Raw genomic sequence first — 26,416 nt, 5'->3', positions numbered from 1 at the left:
AGCCGGCATATTATGCATCGTACTAATATATCTCGGATACTGTGGCCGGAAAGAACTCGATTCCCGTCGAATCGGCCCGAGTCGGAGTTCACACATACCGAACGCTTATGGTCGCACGTGCCAACTCGGTTGCATGAACGACAATCGCGCGCGGCCGGTCAAGACGACGCAGACGTCGATCAGGATCGGGCGGGAGATACAGCGTCGTGACGGGGCAACGCTGACCGAGCTGGCGGCGGCACTCGATCTGGCGAAAAGCACCGTTCACAACCACCTAGCGACGCTCGTCCACGAGGGATTGCTGGTCGAGGAGCGCGGGGAGTATCACATCGGGCTCCGCTTTCTGGAGTTTGGCGAACACGCCCGGAATCGGCGGGAAGACTACACGCCGGCGAAGATTCAGGTGTACCGACTCGCCGAATCGACGAACGAGGAGGCGAACTTCGCCGTCGCGGAGAACGGCTACATGTACTCCATCGAGTACGTGATGGGCGACGCGAACCCGAACAACCCGGCAGTTGGGAGTACCTTTCTGAAGGTCGGAAGCAAGTTCCGGATGCACAACTCCGCACCCGGCAAGGCCGTCCTCTCGGAACTGCCGACTGAGCGCGTCGAGGAGATTCTCGACCGCCGTGGACTCCCGGCGACGACCGACAGCACCATTACCGACCGGGAGACGCTGTTGGCGGAACTCGACACCGTCCGGGAGCAAGGGTACGCGACGAACGACGAGGAGCTGGAAGTCGGGTTCCGGTCCATCGCCGCTCCCGTCACGCTGGACGACGGCACGGTTCTCGGCGGCCTGTCCATCGGTGGCCCGGCGTACCGCTTCGAGCTCGACGAGGCCTCAGTCGGTCGGTCGGTCGACATCCTCCAGAACGCTGTCGAGAACGTCGAACGCGAGATCAGTCAGCTGGCATCGTCCGACGGTGCGTAGCAAAATAACACGCGTATGCTTGTTATCCACTCCGCAGTCTGAGGGGTGTCGACAGTAACATTTTACTGTGGGTATGTCATGGGTACGCATATGACCGAGACGCGTTCGCTGGAGCACCCAGCCACGTTTCGAGTAACCAACGTGGGGGGAATCGACGAGACGACGGTCGACATCGCCCCCGGAGTCACGGTGTTGACCGGCCGCAATGCAACAAATCGAACCTCCTTCCTTCGGTCGATCATGGGCGTCCTCGGCAGCGACGACGTGTCGTTGAAAGGCGACGCCGAGGAGGGGCGGATCGAACTCGAACTCGGCGGCGAGAAGTACATCCGGACGCTAACACGGACGAACGGTACCGTCGCGACCAGCGGGACTCCGTATCTCGACGACACCGAACTCGCCGATCTCTTCGCCTTCCTGCTCGAATCGAACGAAGCTCGACAGGCCGTCGCCATGGGTGCAGATCTGCGCCAACTCATCATGCGACCGGTCGACACGGCGGAAATCCAGGCCGAGATTCGGGAGCGCGAACAGGAGAAGTCGCGGATCGACGACGAACTCTCCGAGCTGGAGTCGCTGAAGGGAGAGCTCCCCGAACTGGAGGAGGAGCGAACCCGACTCGAAGCCGACATCGAGGAGAAGCGCGAGGCGCTGAGGGCAAAGGAGGCCGAAATCGAGTCGCTGGACGCCGATGTCGACGAGACGCGCGACGAGAAGCGGGAACTCGAAGCACGCTTGGAGGATCTCCGGGACAAGCGCTCGGCGCTCGAACAGATTCGCTCCGATATCGACCTCGAACAGCAGAGCATCGAGTCGCTGACGACCGAACGGCGTGAACTCGAATCGGAGTTGGACGACCTCCCCGAGGCCCCGATGGGGGAGCACGACGAACTCGACCGTGAGATCACCCGGCTCCGAAATCGGACGGATCGGCTGGAGAGCGAAATGAGCAACCTGCAGGATGTCATCCAGTTCAACGAGGAACTGCTCGACGGGGACGAGAACGCGCTCGCCGGCGTGCTTCGGGCGGACGACGGTGCGGTGACCGACGAACTCGTCGAGGACACTGTCGTCTGCTGGACCTGCGGGTCGGAGGTCGATACGGAGCGCATTACGGAGACTCTCGATCAGCTGCGCTCGGTTCGACAGGAGAAACTCGAGACGATTCGCGAGCTGGAGGCGGAGCTGGAGGAGCTACGCGACGAGCAACGCGAACTCCGGGACCGGCAGCGTCGTCGAGAACGCGTCGAGCGCAAACTCGACGACATCGAGGCGGAACTCGAACAGCGAAACGAGCGCCTTGCCGACCTCCGCGAGGAGCGCGAGCGCCTCAACGACGACATCGACGACCTCGAAGCCGAAGTCGAGACGCTCGAAGACGAGGAGTTTGGGGAAATCCTCGACTTACACAAGGAAGCCAACCAGTTGGAATTCGAACTGGGGCGGCTCGAGTCGGACCTCGACGACGTGACCGACCGCATCGCGACCGTCGAGGACCGACTGGCCGAGGAACACCGACTGGAAGAGGAACGCGAGGCGGTCCGAGAGGAACTGACCGACCTTCGGACGCGCATCGACCGAATCGAATCCGAGTCCGTCGAGCAGTTCAACGACCACATGGACGCCGTCCTCGACATCCTCGGCTACGCGAATCTCGAACGCATCTGGATCGAACCCATCGAGCAGGAGATTCGTCAGGGGCGGCGGACGGTCGAGCGGACGGCGTTCGAACTCCACGTCGTCCGCAGTACCGATACGGGCGCGACGTACGAGGACACGGTCGACCACCTCAGCGAAAGCGAACGCGAAGTGACCGGCCTCGTGTTCGCCCTCGCGGGCTATCTCGTCCACGAGGTGTACGAGACGGTGCCGTTCATGCTGCTGGACTCGCTCGAGGCGATCGACTCCGAACGGCTCGCCAATTTGGTGGCGTACATGGCCGAGTACCCGACGTTCCTCGTCGTGGCACTCCTGCCGGAAGACGCACAGGCCCTCGACGACGCGTACGCGCGCGTCACCGACATCTGACGCCGGCCACGAGACGTTCTCAAAATAACGGGCTTAGTGCTGTTATTCACTCGTCGGCAGCGCTGGAGTCGCAGTCGCAGCCGCCACGTTTCAGGAGGTCGACGACGCCGTACTGGGCGCCACAAGCCTCGCAGAGGACATCGATGTCGATGAAGAGGCGGAACTCGCCAAGCGTCAGCCGATCGGTCGAACGGAGTCGGGTGAGTCCGTTCTCGACGACGGACTGGAGCCGTGACCGGAGGCGCTGTACCGTCTCGAGGACGTTCTGGACGCTCTCCTCGTCGCTCGTCGACTCGTACTCCGCGTCGCGATACGTCTGGAGATACGACCGGATCGCTTGGTAGGTCACGAAGTCCCGCTCCAGTTGCTCCACGTCGACTCCCGCCCGCTCGAGTCGCGTGCGCGCTTCCGTCCGCATGCCGCTACTCACGTCGTCCGCCGTCAGGAGACGGTAGAGGTTGGCCACTTCGCCGTCGACGGTGGTCGTACTGGTCGACGCGAGCGCCGCTTCGAGCAGCTGTCGGTTGAAGTAGGCGGCGAGATCACGGAGGCTCTTTCGCTCCGACCCGTCCGCCGTCCACAGTCGCTCGAGTTCGTCACCGAGGCCATCGTCGACATCGTACGTCTCGATGAGTCTCGCGACCTTGCTCGACGGGGGCCCGTCACCATTCGGTGCCATATCGTTGCCCGGCAGTACGCCGAGGTGCCTCATATACCTATTGCACGGAGCAGTCGGGGAAAGATGATTATCTATTGAAACTGGTAATATTCTCTATTGATATGGTAATTGGCATATTCAAAAGTGGTGCGTGGGTGCGGTGCAGACGACGCCAGATTCCCAACACCTCGATCGTCAGCAGACGTGAGGAGTTTGTCGATAAGGCAGCTCTATGGACGTTCAAAACCGTCTTCGAGCGGTTTGAGTGATCTCTTTACACCGCACCACACGAGATAAGCTATCGGTCAGGATCAACGGCAGTTTTCGGCCGCTGTCGCCGCTTTCTGACCCGATTTCGGCGGTCGTCGATCGCAACGCGTTTCGGCGCCGCATCGGTGGAGGTGTGACGCAAATGGAGTCGGTGAATCGGATATTCGAGACCGAAATATAAGGTAGCAAGAATACTATGAAATTCTTGATATCGTACGTCACTGAAGACGTTGCTTCCGTGTGGTCGGGGCCGTCCGACGCCAGCCTGATCGGCAAGGGCTGATCGGCAAGGGCTGATCGACTCGCATTCCGTGCGCCCGCTTTGCACACTGGTCACCACTGGCTCGCTCGCCTCGTGGCGCTCACTCCCCCGTTCGGTCCCGTGCAGGCGGCGTCTTCGAGACGACGAGGCCGAGTTTGTCGCGCCGATCAGCGATCCAGCGATACGCCCGCTCCCGGAGGCGCTCGTAATCCTCGAACTGACGGAAGAAGTCGACGACTGGATCGGCGTCCGCGGCTATTTCCGTCCGAACCAGCGCTTGCTCGGCGGCGGCGCCGCACGAGTACACCGCCTCGTCGGTCACGAGGTGGACGCAGTCCTCGTAGTCGTCGGGCAGTCGTTCGCGCAGCGCCGGTGTGAGTTCCGAGAAGCCGACGAGACGGAGATCGGTTCGATCCGCGACCTGGTCGGCCCACCACGTGCAGAATCCGCAGTCGTCGTCGTAGACGAACGTCGGGTCCATACGTGGGACTACGGTCTCCGACCGTATCTGCCCCTCGGTTCGACCGGCGTGCGGCACGACGTTTCGGGCGACCCGTCTGCCCCTACCGACGGTCGACGGGTCAGCTGTCGTCGCGTTCGGCCCGTTCGATCCAATCAGTCGCCCTGTCGACGCTCACGTCGGCAGCGGCGGCCACCGCGTCAACGGACGCGTCCGCGAGATCCGCGATGCTACGGATGCCGGCCCGCCGCAGTCGCTCGGCGTAGGTCGATCCGATCCCGTCGACGGTTTCGAGGGCCGGTGCCGTGCCGACACTCCCCGCCCCACCCGCGCTGTCGACCAGGTCACGGGCGGCAGCAATCCAGCGTCGACTCTGCGTCCTCGTGGCGTCGGCCGCGTCGGCGACGGACGCGGAGTCGGCAGCGGCGAGCGCCACGACGCTCCCGATCCCCGCGTCGTGCAGGCGTGCCGCGTACGTCGGCCCGATCCCGTCGATATCCCTCAACTCCGTCGCGACCGCGAGGTCGACGTCCTCGGCCCCCTCCGCGATTTCCTCGCTGATGGCGTCACCGATCCCCGACACCACGGCTGTCCCGGTCGCGTCGTCACTGCGAACCTGTACGACGATGGCGCCGGGTCCCTCGTCGATCCGAACCTCGATATCGAGGGCGTCCTCGACGAACGCACGGATAGCCCGCGCGTCCCGGTCGACGACGCCGCGAGCGAGGAGGCCGGTGTCGTCCGCGATCCGGATCTCGACCTCGTCGGCACCGCCCTGGGTCACGTCGGTCTCGACGTCGACGCCGAGGATCTCTTCGAGTCCCTCGCCGATCACGTCGGCGAGCGAGGGTGCGCCCGACCGCTCGAAGAACCACTCGGCGACCTCCGGCCAGATGTCGCGATGGGCGGCTTCGGACATCGACATGCCGACGTGTCCGGTCGGGTACGTCACCACCGTCACCTCGGCGGGGATGGCGTCGTTGAACTTCAGACTCGCCTCGCTCGGGACGAGGTGGTCGTGTTCGCCGACGATCTGCAGGACGGGCATGTCGATCCGCGTGATGTCGACCGGGTCGCCGCCGATCGTCAACTCGTTTCGATAGAGGAGATTGTCCTGGTAGATGTCTTCTACGAACTCCGCGTAGGCGTCGCCGGCCACGTCGACGCCGTCGGCAAGCCAGCGCTCCATCCGGGCGAAGTTCTCGACGAAATCCTCGTTGTCGAGGCGGTCGTACAGGTGGACGTACTTCGTGAGGTAGTTCGCGACCGGGTCCATGAGCGCGAAGCCGGCGTCGAGAAACTCCGCGGGGACCGTGCCGAACGTCTCCGTGAGATCCCGCGGGTCGAAGTACGCCTCGTCACCCCACCGTTCGAGGATGCCGCCGGTGTCGTCGAAGTAGAGGCCGGCCGCCATCAGGCCGAGCGTCGCTACCTTCTCGGGGTGTCGGGCGGCGTAGATCGTCGCCATCGTGCCGCCCATACAGTAGCCGAGGAGGTTGACCGACGCCCGGTCGGCCCGCTCTCGCACCACGTCGACGCAGTTGTCGAGATAGCGTTCGACGTAATCGTACAGTCCGAGCGAGGCGTCGAGTTGCGACGGTTCGCCCCAGTCGATCAGGTAGACGTCGTGGCCGGCTTCCAGCAGGCGACGAACGACCGACCGATTCGGTTGCAGGTCCAGGATGTACGGCCGGTTGATCAGCGCGTACACGATCAGAATCGGCACGTCGTGCTGGGTCTCGGTCAGCGCGTGATACTGCCGGAGTTCGAGCTTGTTCTCCCTGTACACCACGTCGTGCGGCGTTTCCCCGACCTCGACCGACGCCATGGCCGCGAGCCGGTCGTCTGCAATCTGCTCCTTCCTGGCGGCGTCGGTGACCGCCCTCGTTACGGCGCGGTGCCACCCGAGCGCCCCGGCGACGGGTGCCGGGACGACGGGGTGGCGGCGACCGCCAGTTGCTCCGTCGTCGTCGTTCTGGTTCGTCATGGATAGAGTGCCGCCGACTCCGTAAGAAATGTTTCTCAGCGGTCATATGTCCTCCTCGGATTCCCATCGACCGGGAATATAGGCCCCGTTTCACCTCAACTGCGGAACCATTCTGGGCACATGTTAGACGGAAAGACCGCCATCGTCACGGGTGGATCGACCGGGATCGGCAAAGCGACGGCGGCGGAGTTCGCCGCCGAGGGGGCGGAGGTCGTCATCGCGAATCGGACTGCGGAGACGGGGCAGGCGGCGGCCGACGACATCGGGTGTGAGTTCGTCGAGACGGACGTGAGCGAGTACGAACAGGTCGAGGCGCTCGTCGAGTCGACTGTCGACACGTACGGCGGGTTGGACGTCATGGTGAACAACGCGGGTGTCGGGAGCGAGACGAGTATCACGGAGATGTCGCTCGACGAGTGGCAGCAGGTCGTCCGGATCGACCTCGACGGCGTGATGCACGGGATGAAGGCGGCGCTGCCCCACCTGGAGGCGTCGAACGGCTGTATCGTCAACACCGCTTCGATCTACGGGCTGGTCGGTGGGAAGGGGGCCGCTGCCTACTCCGCGGCCAAGGGCGGGGTGGTCAACCTCACACAGCAAGTGGCGATCGACTACGCCGAGGAGGGCGTGCGCGTCAACAGCGTCTGTCCCGGGTTCGTCGACACGCCGATGACCGAAGATCTGCTGGAGGACGAGCGCTTCTACAAGTTTCTGGAAGCGAACACGCCGATGAACCGCCCCGCCCAGCCGTCGGAAATCGCACCCGTCATCGCCTTTCTCGCCTCGGAGAAGGCGTCCTACATGACCGGCGCGAACGTCCCCGTCGACGGCGGGTGGACTGCCCACTGAGCGGTCGTCGCCGCGGACACGTCCGCGGTACCGATCACGTCGACGCCGGGTGGAACGTGATGAGCGCGAGTCCGTCGTCCCGTGGCTCCGTATCGAGGCGCACCTCGTCGCCGAGTTCGATCTCGTCGGCGGTCGCCTCCCGGAGTTGCCCCGTCAGTTGGACGCCCTCGGCCAGTTCGACGAGGACGACCGTGTAGGGGGTCTCGCCGCGGAACTTCGGAATCGTCACCGAAATCTCCGTGTACGACAGAATCTCGCCCCGGTCGGGAAGCGGTTCGGGGGTCAACTCGGTCGCGGCACAGGCGGGACAGAACTGCCGCGGCGGCAACGTCCGGTCGCCACACGCCTCACAGACGAGACACTCCTGCTCGTGCGCATCGATGGCGGCCGTGAAGTCGTCGAACCAGGCGGGCACGGTCACGCACCTCCGAGGATGGTCACGGTCGTACTCGCGCCACTCCCGCCGACGTTGTGGGCGAGGGCGGTGTCGGCGTCGTCGACCTGGTTCGGGTGTCGTCCGTCGAGTTGCTTCGTCAGTTCGACGAGTTGGCCGACGCCGGTCGCTCCGACGGGATGTCCCTTGCCGAGCAGGCCACCCGACGGGTTGACCGGGAGTCGCCCGTCGAGCGCCGTCTCGCCCTCGACCGCACCGCGGGCACCCTCGCCGAGCTCGTAGAAGCCCAGCGCTTCGAGCGCCACGATCTCCGCGATGGTGAAGCAGTCGTGGACCTCCGCCACGTCGATATCCACGGGGGTGACTCCCGCGTCGTCGTAGGCGGCGGTAGCGGCACGCTCCGCCGCCGGCATGTGCGTGATCGTCGCCCGATCCTGCAAGGCGACGGCGTCGCTCGACTGGCCCGTGCCGAGGATGCGGGCCGACGCGTCGAGGTCGTGGGCCGTCGCGAACGTCTCACTGACCACGACGACGACGCTGGCACCGTCCGACACCGGACAGGCATCGTAGAGTCGCAACGGCGTGGCGATCGGCTTCGACTCCAGCACGTCCTCGCGTGACACTTCCTCCTGGAACTGCGCGAGGGGATTGGCGACGGCGTTGTTGCGGTTCTTGACCGAGACGGCGGCCAGATCCGCCTGTGTCACGCCGAACTCGTGCATGTAGCGCCGAGCGATCAGTGCGTAGATGCCGGGGAAGGTCAACCCCTGCTCGTTCTCGTACACGTCGTCAGCCGCGTTGGCGAGGGCGTCCGTCACGTGCGCGATGTCGGCGAGCGACATCTGTTCGACGCCGCCCACGAGGACTGCCTCCGCTGCCCCCGCCTCGATGGCCTGCACCGCCTGCGCGACCGTGGCACCGCCGGACGCACAGGCGCTCTCGACGCGGATCGACGCCGCCTCGCGCGCGCCGACGTGGTCCGCCAGGAGCGGCCCCATGTGCCCCTGATCCTCGATGAGATCCCCCATGAAGTTCCCGACGTACACGGCGTCGAGGTCGGCGGGCGTGAGATCGATCCCGTCGAACGCCTCGGCGGCCGCCTCGCCGAATAGCTCCCGCGACGACGATTCCGGATAGTTGTCGTATTTCGTACTCGCCGCGCTCACGATTGTTGCGACCATCTCTAGTTGACAACTAAGCAACAAGATGTATAATGGCTCCGATCCCCCGTGGTCGTCGGGGGGCGTCACCCGATTCGCGAGGTGAAGATCCGATCCAGGAGCGCACTCAATGCGAGATTGAGGCCGAGGAAGCCGACGAAGGCGGTGCCGATCCACGTCCACCCCTGGAGCGTGATGGGGCGCACGTCGAAGAAGACGTTGAGTGGCGTGTAGAGGACGAGAAGCTGTAGGAGCAGGGTGACACCGATGGCGCCGAGCAACCAGGGATTCGAGACGAGCGAGAGGTCGTACCGCGACCGGATCACCTGGATGCGGATCACTTCGACCACCACGAGGAAGGTAAAGAGGACCGTCTGGGCCCGCATCAGGTCCGCGGCCGTTCGTAGGCCGTAGAAAAAGAGCGCGAGGCCGGTGACGGTCATGATTGCCCCGATGCCGGCGATAGAGGCCATCATGTGCCGGTCGATGACCGGTTCGTCCGACTCCCGCGGGGGGCGGTCGAGGATGTTCTCGGCCTGTGGGTCGGCGCCGAGGGCGAGCGCTGGGAGGCCGTCGGTCACGAGGTTGATCCAGAGGAGCATGATGGGCGTGAGGACCAGCGCTTCGGCCTGCTCGGCGAACAGTCCGGGAAACAGAAGCGTCCCGACGAGGACGCCCAGGAAGACCACGAGCACTTCGCCGGCGTTCGCGGAGAGGAGGTAGTTGACGAACTTCCGGATGTTGTCGAAGATGCCGCGCCCCTCCGCGATGGCGTCGCGGATGGTCGCGAAGTTGTCGTCCTGCAGGATCATGTCGCTGGCCTGTTTGGCGACGTCGGTGCCGCGTCGTCCCATCGCGATGCCCACGTCGGCGTTCCGGAGCGCCGGCGCGTCGTTGACTCCGTCGCCCGTCATCGCCACGTTGTGGTCGTTCGCCTGCAGCGCTTCGAGGATTCGCACCTTGTGCTCGGGGTTGACGCGGGCGAACACCTCCACGTCCTCGACGGTCTCCCGGAGTTCATCCGTCGAGAGACGCTCGACTTCCCGCCCCGTCGTCGCGCCTTCGGGATCGAACCCCACCTGCTCGCCGATGGCTTTGGCCGTCTCGACGTTGTCCCCCGTGACCATGACGACCCTGATGCCCGCGTCGCGGCAGTCCGCGACGGCGCCCGGAACCTCGTCGCGCGGCGGGTCGATCATCCCCTGAAGGCCGAGGAAGGTTAGCCCGCGCTCGATCTCCTCCTCGCTCGCGTCGGGGTTCGGCACGTCCTTGGACGCGAATCCGAGGATGCGCAGGGCGTCGCTCGCGAAGGCGTCGTTGGTATCGAGAATCTCCGTACGCTTCTCGTCGGTGAGTTCGGTCGGGTCGCCGTCCTCGAGGATGCGGTCACAGTGGTCGAGCACTTCCTCGGGCGCGCCTTTCATGTAGGCGGTGGGCGTGTCGCCGTCGACGACGACGGTCATCCGTTTTCGCTCCGAGGAGAACGGAATCTCGCGGAGGCGGTCGTGGTCGCGGTCGATGCCGCCCTTCTCCGCCGCGACGAGCAGCGCCGCTTCGGTCGGGTCGCCGAGATACTCGGTCTCGGAGTCGGCGGCCCGTTCCGCGTTGTTACAGATGGCGCCACACCGAAGGAGCGGGGCGACGGCGGCCGGGTCGACCGCCTCGTCGTCCAGTCGGAACTCGCCCCCGGTCTCCATGCCGGCGCCCGTCACGGTGTACGTCTCGCCCGCCGTGTAGAGCCGAGTGACGGTCATCCGGTTCTCCGTGAGCGTGCCCGTCTTGTCCGTCACGATGACGTCGACCGAGCCCAGGCTCTCGACGACCGGAAGCCGCCTGACGAGCGCGTTGCGCTCGACGAGGCGGCGCGACCCCAGCGCGAGGGTGAACGTGACGACCGCCGGCAACCCTTCGGGCACGGCGGCGACGGCGAGCGTGACGCCGACGAGGAGGATGGTCAGCGGCGACGCCGCCGTGAGGGCGAACTGGACGACGGCGATGAGGGCGATGAGGCCGATGACGCCGTAGCCGATCTGTTTTCCGAGGTGGTCGACTTCCTCCTGAAACGGCGTCTGATCGTCCCCGGCCTGCTGAATCTGGGTGGCGATACTCCCGACTTCGGTGTCCATGCCGGTGCGGACGACGACGGCCGTCCCCCGGCCCCGCGCGACCGAGGTGTTCATGTAGACCATGCCCGTCCGCTCCGCGAGCGGCGTGTCCCGTTCGACGGCGTCGACCGTCTTCGAGACGTTGGCGCTCTCGCCGGTGAGCGCCGACTCGTTCGTCTCCAGACTGCTCGTCTCGACGAGTCGGGCGTCGGCGGGCACGGCGTCGCCCTGTTCGAGAACGACGACATCGCCGGGGACGAGTTCGGTCGAGGCGACGGTGACCTTCTCGCCGTCCCGTACCACCGTCGCCTCGGGCGAGGACATCTTCCGCAGCGCCTCGATGGACCGCTCGGCCTGATAGTCCTGGACGAAGCCGAAGATACCGTTCGCGAGCAGGATCAGGAGGATCAACGCGGCGTCGGTGTAGTGGGGCTCGAACCCCGGGAACAGCCCGACGCCGAGCGAGAGGAGGGCGGCGAGGACGAGCAGGTAGATGAGGAAGTCCTGAAACTGCGAGAGGAAAATCTTCAGCGGGGAGATTTCCTCGCCTTCACGAATCTCGTTCGGGCCGTACTCCTCGCGCCGGGTCCGGGCCTCCTCGGCCGTGAGCCCTCCCTCGTCGCTGTCGACCCGGTCGAACGCCTCGTCGGGCGTCAGACTGTGCCACGACGCCTCGGTGTCATTCCCGCGCTCTGCTGTCGACTCGGACGACGCCGCGGAACTCATTGGTCGAGAGATGGATGGGAGGATATCCGTATCCTGACGAGTCGCCACAGTGTCATAAGTGTTGTACTACATCCGACCGCCGCCGACGCAAAAGGCGGCCTCGAAATTCCCGCTCAGTGAGACGGGTGGGCCCCCCGCCGTCGATCCGACCGGTGCCGGCGCTCCCCCGCTGTTCGATGGCTCATACGGACCGTTGTGAGTCATTCCCGGCTGTCGCCGCCCCCCGTGGTCGGCGACAGTCGGGACACAGTCACAACCATCCGCATCAGTCCGCAGATTTGACCGCGAGGACCGGACTGTCCGACAGGCGAACGACGCGCTCGGCGACGCTGCCGAGGAGATAGCGATCCACGCCCGTTCGGCCGTGGGTGCCCATCACGATGCACTCGATGCCGTTCTCGTCGGCGTAGTCCACGATTTCCTGGTGGGGAGTGCCGTTCAGCAGCGACCGTTCGGTCGCCGAGACGCCGGCCGCGTCGGCCCGCTCAACGACCTGTTGGATCGCTCGCTCCCCCGCCTCTTCGAGCGCCGCGGGGATCGGACCCGTGTCGACGATACCGGAGTCGACGACGTGGACGACGTGGAGCGTGGCGTCGGTCGCCAGTGCCAGTTCGATCGCCTGATCGACGGCCGCTCTCGCGCACGCGCTCCCGTCGGTCGGCACCAGAATCCTGTCGAGCGCCGGATCGACGACGGTCTCTTCGTGGACCGTCAGGACCGGAATCGGCGATTCGCGCAAGAGCCGTTCCGCGACGCTCCCGAGGATGAACCGGTCGAGGCCGGTCCGGCCGTACGTTCCGGCCACGATACAGTCGCACCCCTGCTCGTCGGCGTATCGACAGATCGCCTCGGGTACCGATCCGCCGGTGTCGACGACGGTGGGCGTCGCGTCGACACCCGCCGCGGCCGCCCGGTCGGCAGCCGACGAGACGGCTTCGCGACCGCGAACGGCGGATTCGTCGGCCCCCTCGTCCTCGACTCCCGGCGGCAACTCCCCGGCTTCCAGCACGTGCACGATGTGGAGGTCGGCGTCGAACCGGGTCGCGAGCGTGATCGCCGCATCGACTGCGGCCTCGGCCACCTCGCTTCCGTCGGTGGGCACCAGAATCCGTTCGTACATGGCCGATCTATGCCCTCGACGCCACTTAAACGCGGTGCAGGGGACGATGTCCGCGTTCGGCCCGGTCACCGCACGAGCGTGACCGGGACCGCCGCCCGGTCGACGATCGTCTGGGCCACGTCGCCGACCAGCACCCGGGAGACGAGCGAGCGGCCGTGACTGCCGAGCACGATATGGTCGACGTCGTGTTCCGCGGCGTATCTCGGAATGATCCGTGATGGCTTCCCGAACTCCGTGACGGTTCGGACCTCGCCGCCGTGGTCCGCGGTGCGTTCGCGGACCTCCTCGAACAGGGCGTCGGCCCGTTCCAGCGCTCGCTCGCGGATCTCGTCCGGACCGACCAGCATCTGCGCCTTGTAGCTCTCCTCGACGTAGTCGACGACGCGCAGGACGGTGAGGGTGGCGTCCGGATGCACCTCGAGCGCGAAGTCGAGGGCACGCTCGGCCAGCGGCGACTCGTCCATCGGAACGAGGACGTGGTCCACCATACCGGTCCGTACGACGGAGGCCGCCATAGGTTCTCGCCCCGGTGGCCACGTCTTCACCGGGCAGATCAGCGGAGGACCAGCGGCACGAGCAACAGCGCCAGCGGCGCGAGGACGAGAAGCGCCACGAAGGCGAGAAACGCCGACCGGTCGGTGAGCAGTCGCTCGTCGACGGCGACGACGAAGCGACTGTACGGCCCGCGGACGGCGAGCGCCCCCAGCGTCACCACCGTCGCGATCACCAAGAGTTCGAGGACGACGGCGACCCCGATAGCCGAGTCGAGGACGACCGCCACGAGCAACGTGTCGAGCAGCGTGCCGAGGTTCGCTCCGAGGACGTACGGGATGAGTTCGTCGCGTTCGACGTAGCCGCGATTGTACAGCGGGACGATGACGCCGAGCGAGAAGGCGACGCTCGTGGTCACCCCCGTGACGACCAGCCCGAGCACGAACGAGACGGACGTACGCTGGAAGTGACTGAACACGTGTTGCCGGAGCGTCGTCGTGTCGACGGTCCCGAGGAGGCGGTCGAACAGATTCAGACTCCCGAACAGCACCGCGACCGCCAGGAGAACGGAGAGTAGTGGTCCGATCCGGGTCGTTATCGCGACGGTGAGCGGGTCGAACACCGCAAGCGGCGTGGGGTCGATGGACCAGCCGCGACTGACGGCACGAAACGGTCCCTGGAGAGACGGGAGGGCGAGATAGCCGATCACCGTGACCGGAAGGTAGATCGAGAGCGTCAGGAGGAAGGTAAGCAGCCCCATGCTGACGGATTTCCGCAGGGAGTACTCCGCTTTCTGGACGTAGTCGAGGGTGCCGACGAAGACGACGATCGCTGCGGCGCCGAGGCGTGAGCCCGCGACCAGCAGGAACAGCTGAGGGGGTGACACGATATCGGCGGTGAACAGCGAGACGGCGACTGCTGCGATCACCGATCCGTTGGCGAGCACGTACGCGCCGAGCCAGCCTAGGCCGAGCGCGGCGGCGTCGCCGACGACGATCCGAACGAACACGCGTTCGATGAGTGGTGCTGCGGCGTCCGTCGCCGTCCCCAGCAGTCGGACGGCAAACAGGAACAGAACGATGCCGCCGAGGGCGACGATCGGCAGGAGTCGCGACGAGGCGAGTCGGTCGAGTACGTGCGCTAATCGCGTCAGCATGCGTTATCCGGCGGTGATCGCGGGCTCACGCCGCGTTGGCTTCGACGATCATCACGTCTCGGTCGGCCAGGTCCGTGACTTTCCGCCCGACGCCGGAGAAATGTTCCTCGTGGTTGCCGTGTTCGCCGATGACGATGCAGTCCGCATCTACCTCGTCGGCGTAGTCGAGGATGACCTCGTGGGGAATCCCGTGACGCGTGTCCCCCGCGACGGTTACCGCCCGCTCGTCGGCCATCGCCGTGACTTCCGCGACGTTGATCGACGCGTGATCCTCCGCGTAGATCGTCTCGAGTTCGGCCGAACTGAGCGCGGGTTCGTCGAAGCGGCGCTTGTCGACGACACAGATGACGTGGAGCGTTGCTGCCCGCTCTTCCGCGATATCGATCGCCTGCTCGGCCGCCTTCCGCGCGTACTCGCTGCCGTCGGTGGCCAGGAGTATTGTTGCCATAGATATATGTTGGCGGGCCGAGGGATAACTCCTTCCCGTCGTTCCCAGTAGGTGAAACACCCCGCCCTCGGCGTATCCATCCCATTCGCACAGTGGGGGAACCGCGACCGAACGATATATTCTCCGTCGCGTTCTACTAGCAGAGGTGTCAGATACCTAATCACACAGAGATACATGGACCCCAATTCCCCCCTCACCGTCCGTCTCTACGTGCGAGCCGACGCTTCCGTCGTGAAGCGGCGGAACGACCTCGTCGCCCGGTTGAAGCGACTCGACCGGCAGCATCGAATCGACAGCGTCCACATTCAGCTCTGGCCACGGGCAGTCAGTCTCGACCTGCTCGACGTGAGCGACGACACGGAACTTCGCGAGGTCGTTCGCGCGTTCGAGGCGTGGGCCGAGCGACAGGACCGACACGTCGAGCCCCCGTTCGAGGTTCGAACCACGCGCTCGACGATCACGGGTGCGTCGGACGACCAGCTCGTCTTGCCGATGCTGTGCATCGCGACGTATCGTGACGGCCTGCTCGTCGACGTGGCACCCTGCGGTGACGGCGACGCCGCTCGGACGGTCGAAGACGTCATCGACGCGCTCGCCGCGGGCGAGCAACCGGGGACGGAGACGCGCTCGGACAGCGAGCCAGTACCCCAGTAAACCACGTTGGCGGTGCCGTACACGCCGGCAACGGCGCACACGTTCCCGACCCGCACCGTTTTCCCACCCGGAGACGAACGGTCGACGATGCCCTCCTCGCTTCGCTCGGTGGCGGCGAGTGCCGCCTTCGTCTTCCTCGCCGGCCTCGTGCTCTGGCCGCCACGCGTCGTCTACTGGACACGGCTCGCCGCCGTCGTCGGCGAGCCGGTTACGCTCGGCGTCGTGTGCTTCCTCGCGCTCGTCCTCGGTGCGGCGTTCGCGCATGTTACCGACGTGGACGTACGGTCCGTCGCCGCGGGTGGTGTCGTCGCGTACCTCGTCGGCATGGCGCTGATCGAGACGGCCCTGACGCCCGACAGTCCCGTACATCTCGTCTGGTACGCGGCGCTCGGGGCCTGTCTAGTCGGGGGGACGGTACTCGGAATCCGCGTCCGTGCTGGGCGACGACGGTCGTGAGCTGGCCATAGAACACGCAAGGCGAACACACACGGTTTCGGCTGTGGGAGGCGGTCAACTGCGCATGTGGCGCAACATGTATCACGCAACGGGTCCGTACTGCCGAGTATGTCGACCGAAGATGCTTCCGAGGAAACCACGGTCAACGATCGGGGAATGGTCACGATCCCGGCGTCGCTCCGTCGGCGTCTCGACATCGAGGCCGGCGACAAGCTCCGCTGGAATATCAGCGAGGAGGGACGCCTCTCCGTCGAAGTCGTCCGACAGCGCTACGGTGCGTTCGAGGATGACGACCTGCAGGCACCGATGGGTGGTGATGGCCTCGAAACGCACGACCTCGCCGGCCATGAAGAAGATCCCACATTCATGGAGAACGTCTGAATGGCGGTCACAGTCGTCGATTCGAACATCCTCATCGACTACAAGGATACGAGCGCCGACAGCCGCCACGAACAGGCAGAAGCCATTGTCCACGCCATCGACCGAGGAGAACTCCCGACTGCTCGAATCACGAACTACGTGCTTCTGGAGTCCCTAAACTGGATCCATGAGCGCCAGCGCCACGATATAGCGGTTGACCTCCGCGACCGGCTCTCGGATTCGGCCGGCTTCGAACTGGTCCACGCCGCTCAGAAGGACTTTCACCGCGCAGTGGAACTGTTTGAGGCTCACGACGGACTCGCATTCGGGGACGCGACGGTCGTCGCGTACATGCAGCGGATCGATGTCGAATTCCTGTACTCGTTCGACGACGATTTCGACAGCATCGAGGGCCTCACCCGTCTGGAGACGCCGGACAACCCATTCAATTAAAAGTGCCTCCCGCTCCCGAGCGACGGTGGTGCGAAGAGTTCACAGCGATCGCTCGATATACCGGTTGACGGCCCGAACCCGCTCGTCGTCGAACGTCCACAACGCCTCCCACTCGTTCGTGTCGACCCGCTCGGCGACCAGTGCCGCCGTGCGGGCGTCCGCGGCTTCCGAGTGGAAGACCACGAACCACGAGGAGCGGAACTCGCCGTGGTAGCCGGCGTGGATGACGCCCGGAAACGTCTTCGGCGGGAGCCAGTCGGGGACGCCGTAGACGTGGACATTGAGGTCCGTCTCGCCCAGCGTTCGGTACACGTCCCGGGTTCCGCGTTCGTCGTCGAGTCGGGAGAGCCGCTGGAACGACGACCGGAGGCGTCCTGACTCGTGTTGCCAGGCGAGCTGTTCGATGTAGCGCGAGATCATGATGAGCGGGAGTTTCTCCGAGTTCGAGACCGGGTGACATCCTCCCCGTCGTGAACAACGGGGCTTCCCGTACCGCAGTTGGGATATTTGCTGGTCTACGACACGGCTTGTTCTCTCGTGCGAAACATCCCGCTCTCGCGGTCGAACAAGTATGTCGATGGCTGTGCCACACAGCCGTTACTCCTATCCTCACCGTGAGGACTCGGAGTTATCTTCTGCCGCATGTTCTCCGCCCCGTTGCAATCCGCGTTGGCTACCAACTCGCACGATGAGCAGACGTACAATCCACGTTCGACACGGTTCGACTTCGTGTCGTCCCCACATCGTGAACACGTCTTCGACGTATCCCATTCATTCTCTTTCAGCACCTCGACGCCACGTCTCTCGCCTTTGTATTCGAGGTACTGGTAGATGCGGTCGAACGCCCACGAATGCAACTTCTTATTGCCGGTCTTGCCCCAGTCGGACTCGCGCACGTCTTCCGGCCAACTCACCGCGACCGCCCCAACACCGCGTTCGACACACTCGGTGATGATGGTGTCCGTCAACGTGTGGTAGAAGTGCGTTTCGTGGTCAGCGAGCTTCCGACGCGCCCACATCGACTGCTCTGACGGGCCGTCCTCACCCTCGGTATCGTACTCTGCTCGGGTGAAGTAGTGCTTGTCCTGCTTGGGCGAGTTGCCGGGATACAGGACGTATTCGTCGGGGAACGCAACCGTGGCGATGTTCTTGATACCAAGATCGATACCAGCAACACCGTCGCCTGCGGAGTCGTTGGTTTCGAGTTCGACTTTGCAGACGAAGTGTAGTTCCCACTCGTCGCCGTTCCAGACGGCGCGAACGTTCTGCACTCGGTTAACTTCTGAGAGGTCAACGTCGGGGCGAGTCTGGTACTCGCAGAGGATAAAGTCCGAGAAATGCTCTTTCAGATTTGAGCCTTTGCTGAGTCGGACGCGGTTGTGTTCGGGGTCGTGTTTGAAGCCGTCTGCTTTGAACGTGACCGTACTCTTGGGCCGGGTGTCGCCGTGTTTGCGGTAGCCGGGCGGATTCGCCTCTGGGTCGTTCTGTCGCAGGTCGAACCACGACTGGAAAGCGTCAGAAAGTTCTTCGATGACTTTCTGACTGGATTGCGCGTTCAAGTCTTTCCAGCACTCGCGGTTCTTCATATACGATTTCAGCACGCCTTCATCTGGAATTTCGCCGGTTTCATCCCATACGCGGTCGGCTGTCCAGCGTGCGATGTTCCAGATTTTCGAGGCGGAATCACCGAGCGAATCGAGGCCATTGCAGACCTGCCAGTGGTTCTGAATGGAACCAACGTAGGTGCGAGTGACCTGAATCGCCACACATAGCCTATGTAGACAAACCTACTTAACGATCCGGATTAACGTTGAATATCCGTCCTTGCCATCGGCGGTGGATTTGTGGGAAGTGTCGGATTCACTCCCGCCGTAAACGGCGGGATTCTCTCCTCGGCGAAAGATAGCCACGCACCCGGAACGGCATCTCCTCCAGTTTCGCGATCACTGCGGGGAGGGAGACGTCCCCGAGCGCTTTCGTGCCCGTGATGTAGAGATCGGAGGTCAACTACCCCGTCCTGACGCTCGCTAAGCTCGCGTCTAAGGACGGGGCTTGTCCGTGAACTCGGCCTCAAACCCGTTGGGGTAGGCGGTAAATCCGCCCTTCGGCGTCACCGTTCCAGACTTCAGGGCCAGCTGACTGGTGCCCGTCCGCCGAGACGACTGATGGCCTTGACGGACATACCGCAGTCCGATGTTCTTCGCTGCATTGTAGTCCGCGTTCGCTCGGGCGCCACACTCCTGACAGTGGAACGTGTTCCGAGTCGGCCGATTTTCTGTGGCCGTGAACCGACACTCTGCACATCGCTTTGACGTGTTCCGCGCGAGGACTTGCTTCACCGTGAGTCCGACGGCTTCTGCTTTGTACTCGACCTGCTCGTAGAGCGTCCGAAACGCCCATCTGTGACCCCATGACGCTCTCGTCCGAGCGCGGATGTGGCTTAGGTTCTCGAAAGCGATCACGTCGCAATCGTATCGGAGCGCTTCCTCGACAATCGAGTTCGACGTTTGATGGAGCACGTCTCGAATATATCGGAGTTCCCGCCCACTCGAGCGCACGAGCGTGCGATGAGCGCTTCGGGTCCCTGTCTGTTGGAGCCCAGCACGTACGTTCTCGAACTCACGCAGAGTGTGCGTTAACTCACGCCCGCTGACGAAGTGAGCGGTACTCGTGACGGCGAGGTTTTCGATGCCGAGGTCGACCCCGAGGACCGTTCCGTCCTCGGCGGTATCACGTTCAGTCTCGTTCTTGCGTCGGCGGAATCCAAGATGCAGGAAGTACTCGCCGTCGCGAGCGGTAAGTGTGCTTTCGGTGACTTGCCAGTCGTCGGAGTCGAGGTACTGACGCTGGTAGCCATCTTCGTCGTCGGGAAGGACGAGTGGACAGCGAACCCGATCCGTGGTGGTGGCAAGCGAGACAGTCTCGTCATCGAACAGCGTCATCGACCGCGTATCATAGGTCACCGTGGAAGCAGTGAACTGGGGTTTGCTGGTTTTCTTGCCCGTCGAGCGCCGTGCGATACATCCTGTGATAGCTTCGGCAGCTTGATGAGTGGCAAGAAGTGCGTGCTGGGAGCCCAGCGCAGTCTTCTCGCGTATGGGTTCGTAGGCGAGGGATTGGGCCTCGCGTTTCTCGTTGCAACGCTTCCAAGCGAGATTGGTCGCAATCTGACAGCCGCGCTTGTACGCACTGATGGTTTGTTCGAACAACTCGCGTTGCTCGTCGTCGACCGAAAGGCGAGTTATCGCGGTTCGACGTACCCACTCGTCCACACCCAATCATAGGACTGCGTGTATTTAACTAGTCGCCAAGCAGAGTGAAAGTAGAGAGTGTTAGCTTGGTGTGGCGAACGCGCTCCTCCCCTCCCTACCGCTCGCTCTGCACGCGCTTGAGGAAGGGGACTCCGCGCTACGCATCAGTTGACGACGGCCAGCGACAGATCACGTCTCTCCCCGCTCTCGATGAAGGCGGCCAGCGAGTCAGGAGCGTCGGGCATCTGGAAGGATATAGGTGCGGCGAGAAGTTAAAAACGATCACTGAGACTGAGTGCTTGCGCTCGTTATCTGAGGGAGTGGCTTGGGAGTCTCAGTGTTTGTGAGGTTGCTAGGTGCTGGTGAGTCGGGTCACTTCTCAGGATAGGTCCCAAATGCTGCCATCCCATTCCTCGCTTGGCTGGACGACCAGTTTTCGCTCGTTCTTCCAGTCAACGTCCCATGAGAGTCGTGCAACGAGAAGTGTTTCGAGCGCCTTCGGGAATTGATGTCCGAATCGTGGGGGGATATTGATCGTTCTCTGACCATCGCTATGGGCATGGTGCAGACACCAGCTCCTGACGAATCGGCGCGCGTGTGACGCATGATGGTGGAGATAGACTGGGAGAAGACAGCCTTGTTCAGCTTTAGTTCCGCGTGGAGCACCAAGCGCGTAAAGCACTCGGCCCAGTACTGCCCCATCTTCAGTTGGTCGAATCTCCGTTCGTCGACTCGCACTCTCTCTGTGCACGACGGAATATGACACTCCAACCTCCGCAGCAATCCTAGAGAAGTGCGGCTCCTGATCCGGAGATTGCAGGCCGAAGGTTGGATAATAGGTGTCTCGAAGCGACCCTTGCGCAATAAGCCAGCCAAGGAGGGATGTCAGTCCTAGTGCGATGTCACTCTCTGCTGGAGGGGTGAGCCATCCATGTGTTTGCGTCGTTTCGAGCCCGTTGTGAACATATGGGCTGCTTCCCCGCTTCCAGCTTCTGATGGTTGACTCGCGGAGCCCGGTGCGTGCGCTTAACTCTGCTCGCGAGGCATCGCTTTCACGGACTTCGTTAAACAGCTGCCAGTACTGATAGCCACCTGGTGTTTTCTCCTGCCGGTATGTTGACGCGACTGCTCGTTCGGTCGGCGGGGTAAGTGAGCCAAATACGGCGTTTGTCGCGAGTCCCGATCGAAGTGGCTTCTCGCCCGCTAGATCGTGGACCGATTCAGATGAGATCCATATCCGGTTCTGACTGCTAACTGTCGCGGTCCCGGATGTCGCCGCCTCAATTAGCTCCTTCAACTCCTGACAGTAGCTCGGTGAGTTCAGCCCATACAAGTGTACTCCTGCAGTTTCTTGATTAGCCAATTCTCTCCCCCGATTTAGCACGTAGATTCGGAGAAAATCGCGCCGATGTGCGTTGTCGGTATCTGTGAGATAGGACGGCAAGGTCAACTGGTCTTTCCTCGCCTTGACACCCTTTGGTGCGCCAAGGATGGTCAGGACACGGCCGAGTATCGATGCACCGTCCTTCGGGATGATCTCCAGATGCCGATCTGGGTCGTCCTGCTCCCGGATTCGGTACGAGACATTCACCTCTCGCAGTAACTGGTGGATCGTTGCGAGCGTTAGTTGGTCATCAACTGAAAATACGGGAACGAACGCATCCGATCTCAGACCACCACCAGAGAATATCCACGCCACGAGTTGGTTGAGTGCACGGAATCGTTCTGCGGTCTCTTCAATGCCGATCCAGCCACGATCACGGGCCGTGTTGAGGCCCTTTACGACGCGAGGAATCTTGCCCTCAGCAAGCCATCCTCGAACCGCACTCGGTGGCCGGCCAACTTGTCGAGCGATTTCAGCCCGCGCGATAGTCGGCTGATTGTCAGCGAGCCGTTTCGCCTCTCGATACTGTTGGACCGTCTCCCAGCCCGTTTCCGGATCGTATGTCTCAGCGAGCGCTTGCTCTGATACGTACTGTGAGACCACTGCTACGTTACTGAACGAGTGATGTGATTACATCAATTTCGGTCAGTTACCTCTGAACTTCCATCGTGAAACTTCATTGAATGCTTGATTCCTCGTCACGGGTACGCTGTACTCATAGAGAGCTATCCGCAGAGGATCGGTCATCATTTATTTTCGGCGGTAGAGTTCGTCACCTATGAGACGACGTGCGTTCCTCGCTCTAGTTGGCACTACCGCCCTCGCTGGATGTTCGGATAATGGAGGGGGGACACAAACTGGAACCGAAACCGGAGCCTCGAATTTTGAACTTGTCAGCATTGACTCGCCAGACTCAACGATGTTGAACGTTCCGCAGACCTTCACGATACGTATTCGGAATCTTGGATCCTCCAACCGTACGTTTGAGTCCGCTGTTAGTATGCGGACTAACGACGGGCCGTGGAAAGAGCGAGGGACTCTTCAACTGTCGATCCCCGCTGGAGAGACAAAAGCATGGACTAGTCCCGAGTTTTCTCCAAGGTATTTAGGGAACGTTCAGTTTCGACTGGCAGCCTTTTCATCTCAGTGGACCATTGAAGTCCGTCCGAAACGGCTTACATTTGGGAATTTTTACGCCACACCGACAGGCTTCTATCTCAATGTACTCGGTGGCTCGTTCCAGTCCGAGTACCCATCCTCATCCAACAGTGCCGCAACAGACCAGACGGCCACGCCGACGCCTATGACTCCTTCAGACGGCGACAGATGGGTAGTCATGCGTGTTGAGGTTCGGAATCGGCTAGAGAACCCTCAGGCCGCCCCACCAGCCTCGGATTTCGTTCTTAAGCTTGACGGTGAACGCCGGCCACAGCATCAAGAAATCAGTACTGATCCATACGAAGGTGCTGAGCTTGCCGGACGGACTGTACGTCGGGGAGACCTCGTATACTCCGTTCCGGCGGAGACCGAGGCAGCTGACCTCACAGTGGAGTGGCAACAATCACTCCCAGAAGGCGACGTGAAAGCCATTTGGACCACGTAATGACGCTCTTTCTTCGCAGAAAGTCGTTCAATTACATTTTGATATCTGTGTGGCATGCTGGGATTCGGCCCTAAGTGATGCTCAACTACTTGCAACCAAGATGGGCCATCAATGAGAATGATTGCGTCATCGTCGAGATATTTCGCCAGAGTTCAGCAGACTCAACTCGGTGAAAACAGACATGCGTAAACCAGTGGTTGAAGTCAGGACCCGCGGTAGTGAATCTCTAATGACACTATTCTCCTATCATTGGCCGCTCACTGCAAAACACCCAATATGGCCACTGTGTGTACGTCTGACAAGGGTCATACGGTACTCCGGCACCACAAGACACTTATAACGAGCGAGGTACATCCCTAATGCCCCTACCAGCGGAGGCTGCAATGGCCCTCCCGCAAACTCGGCATGAAAGTGTTCAACTGGATTGCCACTGCGAACATACAGACAACTATGACAACGACAAACGACAAAATCCGCGCCATTACCCTGGCGGCGCTCATGGTACTGTCGATCTTCGCCGGTACCATGGCGCTCTCCGGGAACGCTCTGGCCCGATCAGATCTTGCTAATGGTGACGGAGAATTCGACACGTCAAAGGAAGACATCGGCTATATTGAGCCCGGTGACACGATCTTCCAAGGTGAAGAGGATATTCAATACAGCGACGAATGGAGCGATCAAACCCCCGTGAAAACGGGTGGTGACGAGGAGGGTGTACCCCTGACCTTCCCGGTTGAAGATGATCAACCGACGGGGACCTACACTGTAAACGACTCCACAGCGCCCGACGGTGATCCGTATTCCGTTACGGTCATCACGCCGCGCGTGACGAACTTCGAAGTCCTGAACGAGAACGGAGCCGATATCGCTGGCGGCTCGGTTCCGCAGGGTGACGATGAAAGTGGCGCTGGTGCGCTCACCGCTGTGGCCACGTGGAACTATGAGGAAGCCGAAAACATCGAACTGACCGTCGAGAATGATGACGGCCTCGAAGTGACCGGCGATGCGGTCGAGGGCGACGCTGTCCGATCTGAAGGGGATATCGATGACGGTGAAGTCGAGTGGGATGTGGACCTCTCCGATCTCAACACCGGCACCTACACGTTCGAAGTGGCTGGTGTCGAGAATCTCGACTTCGGTCAGGCTTCCCAGAGCACGACCGTCACCGTCACTGGTGACGATGACGCTACGCTCGACCTTGAAGAGGACACGACCACGCGCGGTCAGGACGTGACTTACACGATCCGTGGTTCGAACGCCGGTGACTTCCACGTCGTCGGTATCGAGAGCGGCGACTTCCGCGATGGTGTGGAGGTCGACGATGAGGCGGCAGAGCGCATCTTCCGGAACGTCGGTGATGTCGCTCACCGCGGTTCGAGTGACGACTACGCCTGGGCCGTCGTTGAGATTGACGACGACACGGGCGTTGGTGTCGGCCAGATCGACACCTCCAGCCTCGACACGACTGATGTCGATGTCGAACTCTACAATGGCTCTGATGGCGAAATCACGGAAGGTGAGGTCTCGAACTTCCTCGACAACGAGGATCGATTAGAAGACGATCCGACGCTCACTATCGAGGAAGGCGAAATCACGATCAATTCGCCGGACGACACCTACGTCGTCGGTAGCGAAATCGATCTCAACGGGACCGCTGACGAAGGGATCGAGGATGTTGCCTTCTACGCTCGTCGTGAAGGCGAGTTCGAACTCGTCCAGATCGACGGTGAAGATTCGGTGAACGTCGACGCAGACGACACCTACGAAGTCGAAGACGTTCAGCTGGGTCCCGGCGGCGGTAACGGCCCCGGCAACGATATCCTCTCGCTGCCTGGTACGTACCGCTTCGGTGCCATTGACGCCGCAGATGTCGGTGGTACTGGCAGCATCGAAGAAGACGTGGAGGTGTCTGAGTTCAACACTGGAACGAGTGTACAGACATCCCTTCGCGTGGTCGATACTGAACTGACTGCGCAAATCCAAACCGTTGGCGGCCAGGTCTCGACCACCGATAACGTTGTGAACGTGTCGGGTGTGGCGCTTGGCTCCCAGAACGTTGATGTCGTGTTCGTCGACGAGCGCGGTAACACTGGCTACGAACAGATCAGTGTCGACGACGACAACACGTTCGAAGAGGACGAGGTCAATCTCGGCGACCTGTCCGAAGGCCAAGTGAGCGTCCACGTGCTCACGAACGGTCGTGACGACACCTACGGTGAGGGTCTGCCGGATGATGAATCCATCTCGGAATTCGTCACTGACCTTGGCGATGCAGACCTGACCGGTTCGCAGGTCCGTGCGCGGCTTACGGACCAGACGACCGAAGCTGTCGCGAGTGACGACCGGATGGTCACGGCGAACTTCCAGCTCTCGGATGCTCGGACGAGCATCGACTCGGTCTACCCCGAGGGCATGGAAGCCTCCGGCGTGAACCCGGTGGGCGTTGATGACACGATGGTCATTGAAGGAACGACGAACCTGCGTCCGGACGACAACGCGATCACCACCGAACTGCAAACGCAGGACGGTGACTCGATTGCGCTGACGACGACCGACGAGTGGTCGTATGACGGCACGTGGCAAGTCGAACTCGAGCTCGAAGACGTGCAGACGGGCACGTATAACCTCGAAGCCGACGACGGCGAGGGTACGGACCTCATCGAGGTAGAGATCGTCCAGAACGTCCAGACGGCGACGCCGGAACCGACGGAGACGCCGGAACCGACGCCGACGGACACCGCGACGCCGGAACCGACGCCGGAACCGACGCCGGAACCGACGCCGGAACCGACGCCGGAACCGACGCCGACGGACACGGCCACGCCGACGGAGACGACTGAAGGCGGCGGCCCCGGCTTCGGTGCCATCGTCGCGGTCATCGCGCTCATCGCGGCTGCGCTGCTGGCCGCCCGGCGCGACAACTAAGCTAACTACGACTGACCGCCGAAAGCGGTCATCCGATTGCGGTTTCTTTTATTGAGATTACTCCACCAGTGACAACGGTCATCGTTGGCCGTGTTCACGTGAGATTCTGTTTGGCATTGAATGATCTTGATTATCGCTGTGAACCTCGTCAGCCATCCCCCGATGAAGTCGTGATTTCTTCTTTTACACAACATGTGTAAATAATAGTTGTAGTTGACGTGGGCCTGTGGGCCGGTCGTCGCGGAGTGTCTGGAAAACGATGATGACGCTGTATCCCC

General features: G+C 62.5%; 22 protein-coding genes. 8 read left to right on the top strand and 14 right to left on the bottom strand.

All coding sequences use genetic code 11. From position 1 onward, the window contains the following. Positions 1 to 133 precede the first annotated feature (133 nt). The gene (locus tag DU502_RS05275; protein WP_121922092.1) at positions 134 to 937 is read left to right on the top strand and encodes an IclR family transcriptional regulator; all 804 of its coding nucleotides are present in this window, start codon (positions 134 to 136) and stop codon (positions 935 to 937) included. Positions 938 to 1,027: 90 nt separating this feature from the next. Beyond that, complete coding sequence (locus tag DU502_RS05270; RefSeq protein ID WP_121922091.1) at positions 1,028 to 2,965, top strand: archaea-specific SMC-related protein; 1,938 nt, start codon at positions 1,028 to 1,030, stop codon at positions 2,963 to 2,965. Positions 2,966 to 3,011: 46 nt separating this feature from the next. Here the strand turns inward: DU502_RS05270 and rdfA are convergent, their stop codons facing one another. The 3 genes from rdfA to DU502_RS18845 all read right to left on the bottom strand — a co-directional run bounded on the left by rdfA (position 3,012) and on the right by DU502_RS18845 (position 6,602). Continuing rightward, the gene (gene rdfA / locus DU502_RS05265) at positions 3,012 to 3,644 is read right to left on the bottom strand and encodes a rod-determining factor RdfA (RefSeq protein ID WP_121922090.1); all 633 of its coding nucleotides are present in this window, start codon (positions 3,642 to 3,644) and stop codon (positions 3,012 to 3,014) included. Positions 3,645 to 4,255: 611 nt separating this feature from the next. Further along, the gene (locus DU502_RS05260; RefSeq protein WP_121922089.1) at positions 4,256 to 4,636 is read right to left on the bottom strand and encodes a DCC1-like thiol-disulfide oxidoreductase family protein; all 381 of its coding nucleotides are present in this window, start codon (positions 4,634 to 4,636) and stop codon (positions 4,256 to 4,258) included. 100 nt (positions 4,637 to 4,736) lie between these two features. Then, a complete protein-coding gene (locus tag DU502_RS18845; protein ID WP_166033633.1) occupies positions 4,737 to 6,602 on the bottom strand; it encodes a PHA/PHB synthase family protein in 1,866 nt (621 codons plus the stop codon). Between the two features lie 120 nt (positions 6,603 to 6,722). Between DU502_RS18845 and DU502_RS05245 the strand changes: the two genes are divergently transcribed. Continuing rightward, positions 6,723 to 7,451, top strand: a complete 729-nt coding sequence (locus DU502_RS05245; RefSeq protein WP_121922088.1) for an SDR family NAD(P)-dependent oxidoreductase — start codon at positions 6,723 to 6,725, stop codon at positions 7,449 to 7,451. A gap of 34 nt (positions 7,452 to 7,485) precedes the next feature. On the opposite strand, the gene DU502_RS05240 is transcribed toward DU502_RS05245, so the two are convergent. The 7 genes from DU502_RS05240 to DU502_RS05210 all read right to left on the bottom strand — a co-directional run bounded on the left by DU502_RS05240 (position 7,486) and on the right by DU502_RS05210 (position 15,052). Then, a complete protein-coding gene (locus DU502_RS05240) occupies positions 7,486 to 7,866 on the bottom strand; it encodes a Zn-ribbon domain-containing OB-fold protein (RefSeq protein ID WP_121922106.1) in 381 nt (126 codons plus the stop codon). A 2-nt stretch (positions 7,867 to 7,868) separates the two neighbouring features. Continuing rightward, positions 7,869 to 9,026, bottom strand: a complete 1,158-nt coding sequence (locus DU502_RS05235; protein WP_121922087.1) for a thiolase domain-containing protein — start codon at positions 9,024 to 9,026, stop codon at positions 7,869 to 7,871. Between the two features lie 65 nt (positions 9,027 to 9,091). Further along, positions 9,092 to 11,836, bottom strand: a complete 2,745-nt coding sequence (locus DU502_RS05230; protein ID WP_121922086.1) for a cation-translocating P-type ATPase — start codon at positions 11,834 to 11,836, stop codon at positions 9,092 to 9,094. Positions 11,837 to 12,101: 265 nt separating this feature from the next. Next, the gene (locus DU502_RS05225) at positions 12,102 to 12,956 is read right to left on the bottom strand and encodes a universal stress protein (RefSeq protein WP_121922085.1); all 855 of its coding nucleotides are present in this window, start codon (positions 12,954 to 12,956) and stop codon (positions 12,102 to 12,104) included. Between the two features lie 65 nt (positions 12,957 to 13,021). Next, positions 13,022 to 13,444 carry a universal stress protein gene (locus DU502_RS05220; protein WP_121922105.1) on the bottom strand — a complete coding sequence of 141 codons (423 nt, stop codon included), beginning with the start codon at positions 13,442 to 13,444 and terminating at the stop codon, positions 13,022 to 13,024. A 65-nt stretch (positions 13,445 to 13,509) separates the two neighbouring features. Then, positions 13,510 to 14,604, bottom strand: a complete 1,095-nt coding sequence (locus DU502_RS05215; RefSeq protein WP_121922084.1) for a sodium:phosphate symporter — start codon at positions 14,602 to 14,604, stop codon at positions 13,510 to 13,512. A 25-nt stretch (positions 14,605 to 14,629) separates the two neighbouring features. Beyond that, positions 14,630 to 15,052 (bottom strand): universal stress protein, encoded by a 423-nt coding sequence (locus DU502_RS05210; protein ID WP_121922083.1) that lies wholly within the window; start codon positions 15,050 to 15,052, stop codon positions 14,630 to 14,632. A 174-nt stretch (positions 15,053 to 15,226) separates the two neighbouring features. Here DU502_RS05210 and DU502_RS05205 point away from each other — a divergent pair, with 174 nt between their 5' ends. The 4 genes from DU502_RS05205 (at position 15,227) to DU502_RS05190 (ending at position 16,975) form a co-directional block, all read left to right on the top strand. Next, the gene (locus DU502_RS05205) at positions 15,227 to 15,706 is read left to right on the top strand and encodes an HTH domain-containing protein (RefSeq protein ID WP_121922082.1); all 480 of its coding nucleotides are present in this window, start codon (positions 15,227 to 15,229) and stop codon (positions 15,704 to 15,706) included. A gap of 87 nt (positions 15,707 to 15,793) precedes the next feature. Beyond that, positions 15,794 to 16,162: a hypothetical protein gene (locus DU502_RS05200; RefSeq protein ID WP_121922081.1), complete on the top strand. Its 369-nt coding sequence runs from the start codon at positions 15,794 to 15,796 to the stop codon at positions 16,160 to 16,162. Positions 16,163 to 16,270: 108 nt separating this feature from the next. Next, entirely contained in the window at positions 16,271 to 16,543 is a 273-nt protein-coding gene (locus DU502_RS05195; RefSeq protein WP_121922080.1) for an AbrB/MazE/SpoVT family DNA-binding domain-containing protein, read from the top strand. Beyond that, positions 16,544 to 16,975 (top strand): type II toxin-antitoxin system VapC family toxin, encoded by a 432-nt coding sequence (locus tag DU502_RS05190; RefSeq protein WP_121922079.1) that lies wholly within the window; start codon positions 16,544 to 16,546, stop codon positions 16,973 to 16,975. 39 nt (positions 16,976 to 17,014) lie between these two features. Here the strand turns inward: DU502_RS05190 and DU502_RS05185 are convergent, their stop codons facing one another. The 4 genes from DU502_RS05185 to DU502_RS05170 form a co-directional block, all read right to left on the bottom strand. After that, positions 17,015 to 17,473 (bottom strand): DICT sensory domain-containing protein, encoded by a 459-nt coding sequence (locus DU502_RS05185; protein ID WP_277872158.1) that lies wholly within the window; start codon positions 17,471 to 17,473, stop codon positions 17,015 to 17,017. Between the two features lie 17 nt (positions 17,474 to 17,490). Continuing rightward, entirely contained in the window at positions 17,491 to 18,741 is a 1,251-nt protein-coding gene (locus tag DU502_RS05180) for an RNA-guided endonuclease InsQ/TnpB family protein (RefSeq protein WP_121922077.1), read from the bottom strand. A gap of 273 nt (positions 18,742 to 19,014) precedes the next feature. Continuing rightward, on the bottom strand, positions 19,015 to 20,247 hold the full coding sequence (locus tag DU502_RS05175; protein ID WP_121922076.1) for an RNA-guided endonuclease InsQ/TnpB family protein: 1,233 nt from the start codon (positions 20,245 to 20,247) through the stop codon (positions 19,015 to 19,017). Between the two features lie 358 nt (positions 20,248 to 20,605). Then, the gene (locus DU502_RS05170) at positions 20,606 to 22,213 is read right to left on the bottom strand and encodes a hypothetical protein (protein WP_124897027.1); all 1,608 of its coding nucleotides are present in this window, start codon (positions 22,211 to 22,213) and stop codon (positions 20,606 to 20,608) included. A 1,405-nt stretch (positions 22,214 to 23,618) separates the two neighbouring features. On the opposite strand from DU502_RS05170, the gene csg reads away from it, so the two are divergent. Next, positions 23,619 to 26,138, top strand: a complete 2,520-nt coding sequence (csg, locus tag DU502_RS05165; RefSeq protein WP_121922074.1) for an HVO_2072 family ArtA-dependent S-layer glycoprotein — start codon at positions 23,619 to 23,621, stop codon at positions 26,136 to 26,138. Positions 26,139 to 26,416 lie beyond the last annotated feature (278 nt).

Source organism: Haloplanus aerogenes (assembly GCF_003856835.1).
Classification (GTDB): Archaea; Halobacteriota; Halobacteria; order Halobacteriales; family Haloferacaceae; genus Haloplanus; species Haloplanus aerogenes.
Note: the sequence above shows the minus strand (reverse complement) of the source record. Positions and strands in the feature narration are given on the sequence as shown.

Excerpts from the sequence above, each read along its gene's own strand:
- DU502_RS05275 (WP_121922092.1), top strand. The coding sequence starts at position 134 with ATGAACGACAATCGCGCGCGGCCGGTCAAGACGACGCAGACGTCGATC.
- DU502_RS05270 (WP_121922091.1), top strand. The coding sequence starts at position 1,028 with ATGACCGAGACGCGTTCGCTGGAGCACCCAGCCACGTTTCGAGTAACC.
- rdfA (WP_121922090.1), bottom strand. The coding sequence starts at position 3,644 with ATGGCACCGAATGGTGACGGGCCCCCGTCGAGCAAGGTCGCGAGACTC.
- DU502_RS05260 (WP_121922089.1), bottom strand. The coding sequence starts at position 4,636 with ATGGACCCGACGTTCGTCTACGACGACGACTGCGGATTCTGCACGTGG.
- DU502_RS18845 (WP_166033633.1), bottom strand. The coding sequence starts at position 6,602 with ATGACGAACCAGAACGACGACGACGGAGCAACTGGCGGTCGCCGCCAC.
- DU502_RS05245 (WP_121922088.1), top strand. The coding sequence starts at position 6,723 with ATGTTAGACGGAAAGACCGCCATCGTCACGGGTGGATCGACCGGGATC.
- DU502_RS05235 (WP_121922087.1), bottom strand. The coding sequence starts at position 9,026 with ATGGTCGCAACAATCGTGAGCGCGGCGAGTACGAAATACGACAACTAT.
- DU502_RS05230 (WP_121922086.1), bottom strand. The coding sequence starts at position 11,836 with ATGAGTTCCGCGGCGTCGTCCGAGTCGACAGCAGAGCGCGGGAATGAC.
- DU502_RS05225 (WP_121922085.1), bottom strand. The coding sequence starts at position 12,956 with ATGTACGAACGGATTCTGGTGCCCACCGACGGAAGCGAGGTGGCCGAG.
- DU502_RS05220 (WP_121922105.1), bottom strand. The coding sequence starts at position 13,444 with ATGGTGGACCACGTCCTCGTTCCGATGGACGAGTCGCCGCTGGCCGAG.
- DU502_RS05215 (WP_121922084.1), bottom strand. The coding sequence starts at position 14,604 with ATGCTGACGCGATTAGCGCACGTACTCGACCGACTCGCCTCGTCGCGA.
- DU502_RS05210 (WP_121922083.1), bottom strand. The coding sequence starts at position 15,052 with ATGGCAACAATACTCCTGGCCACCGACGGCAGCGAGTACGCGCGGAAG.
- DU502_RS05205 (WP_121922082.1), top strand. The coding sequence starts at position 15,227 with ATGGACCCCAATTCCCCCCTCACCGTCCGTCTCTACGTGCGAGCCGAC.
- DU502_RS05200 (WP_121922081.1), top strand. The coding sequence starts at position 15,794 with ATGCCCTCCTCGCTTCGCTCGGTGGCGGCGAGTGCCGCCTTCGTCTTC.
- DU502_RS05195 (WP_121922080.1), top strand. The coding sequence starts at position 16,271 with ATGTCGACCGAAGATGCTTCCGAGGAAACCACGGTCAACGATCGGGGA.
- DU502_RS05190 (WP_121922079.1), top strand. The coding sequence starts at position 16,544 with ATGGCGGTCACAGTCGTCGATTCGAACATCCTCATCGACTACAAGGAT.
- csg (WP_121922074.1), top strand. The coding sequence starts at position 23,619 with ATGAAAGTGTTCAACTGGATTGCCACTGCGAACATACAGACAACTATG.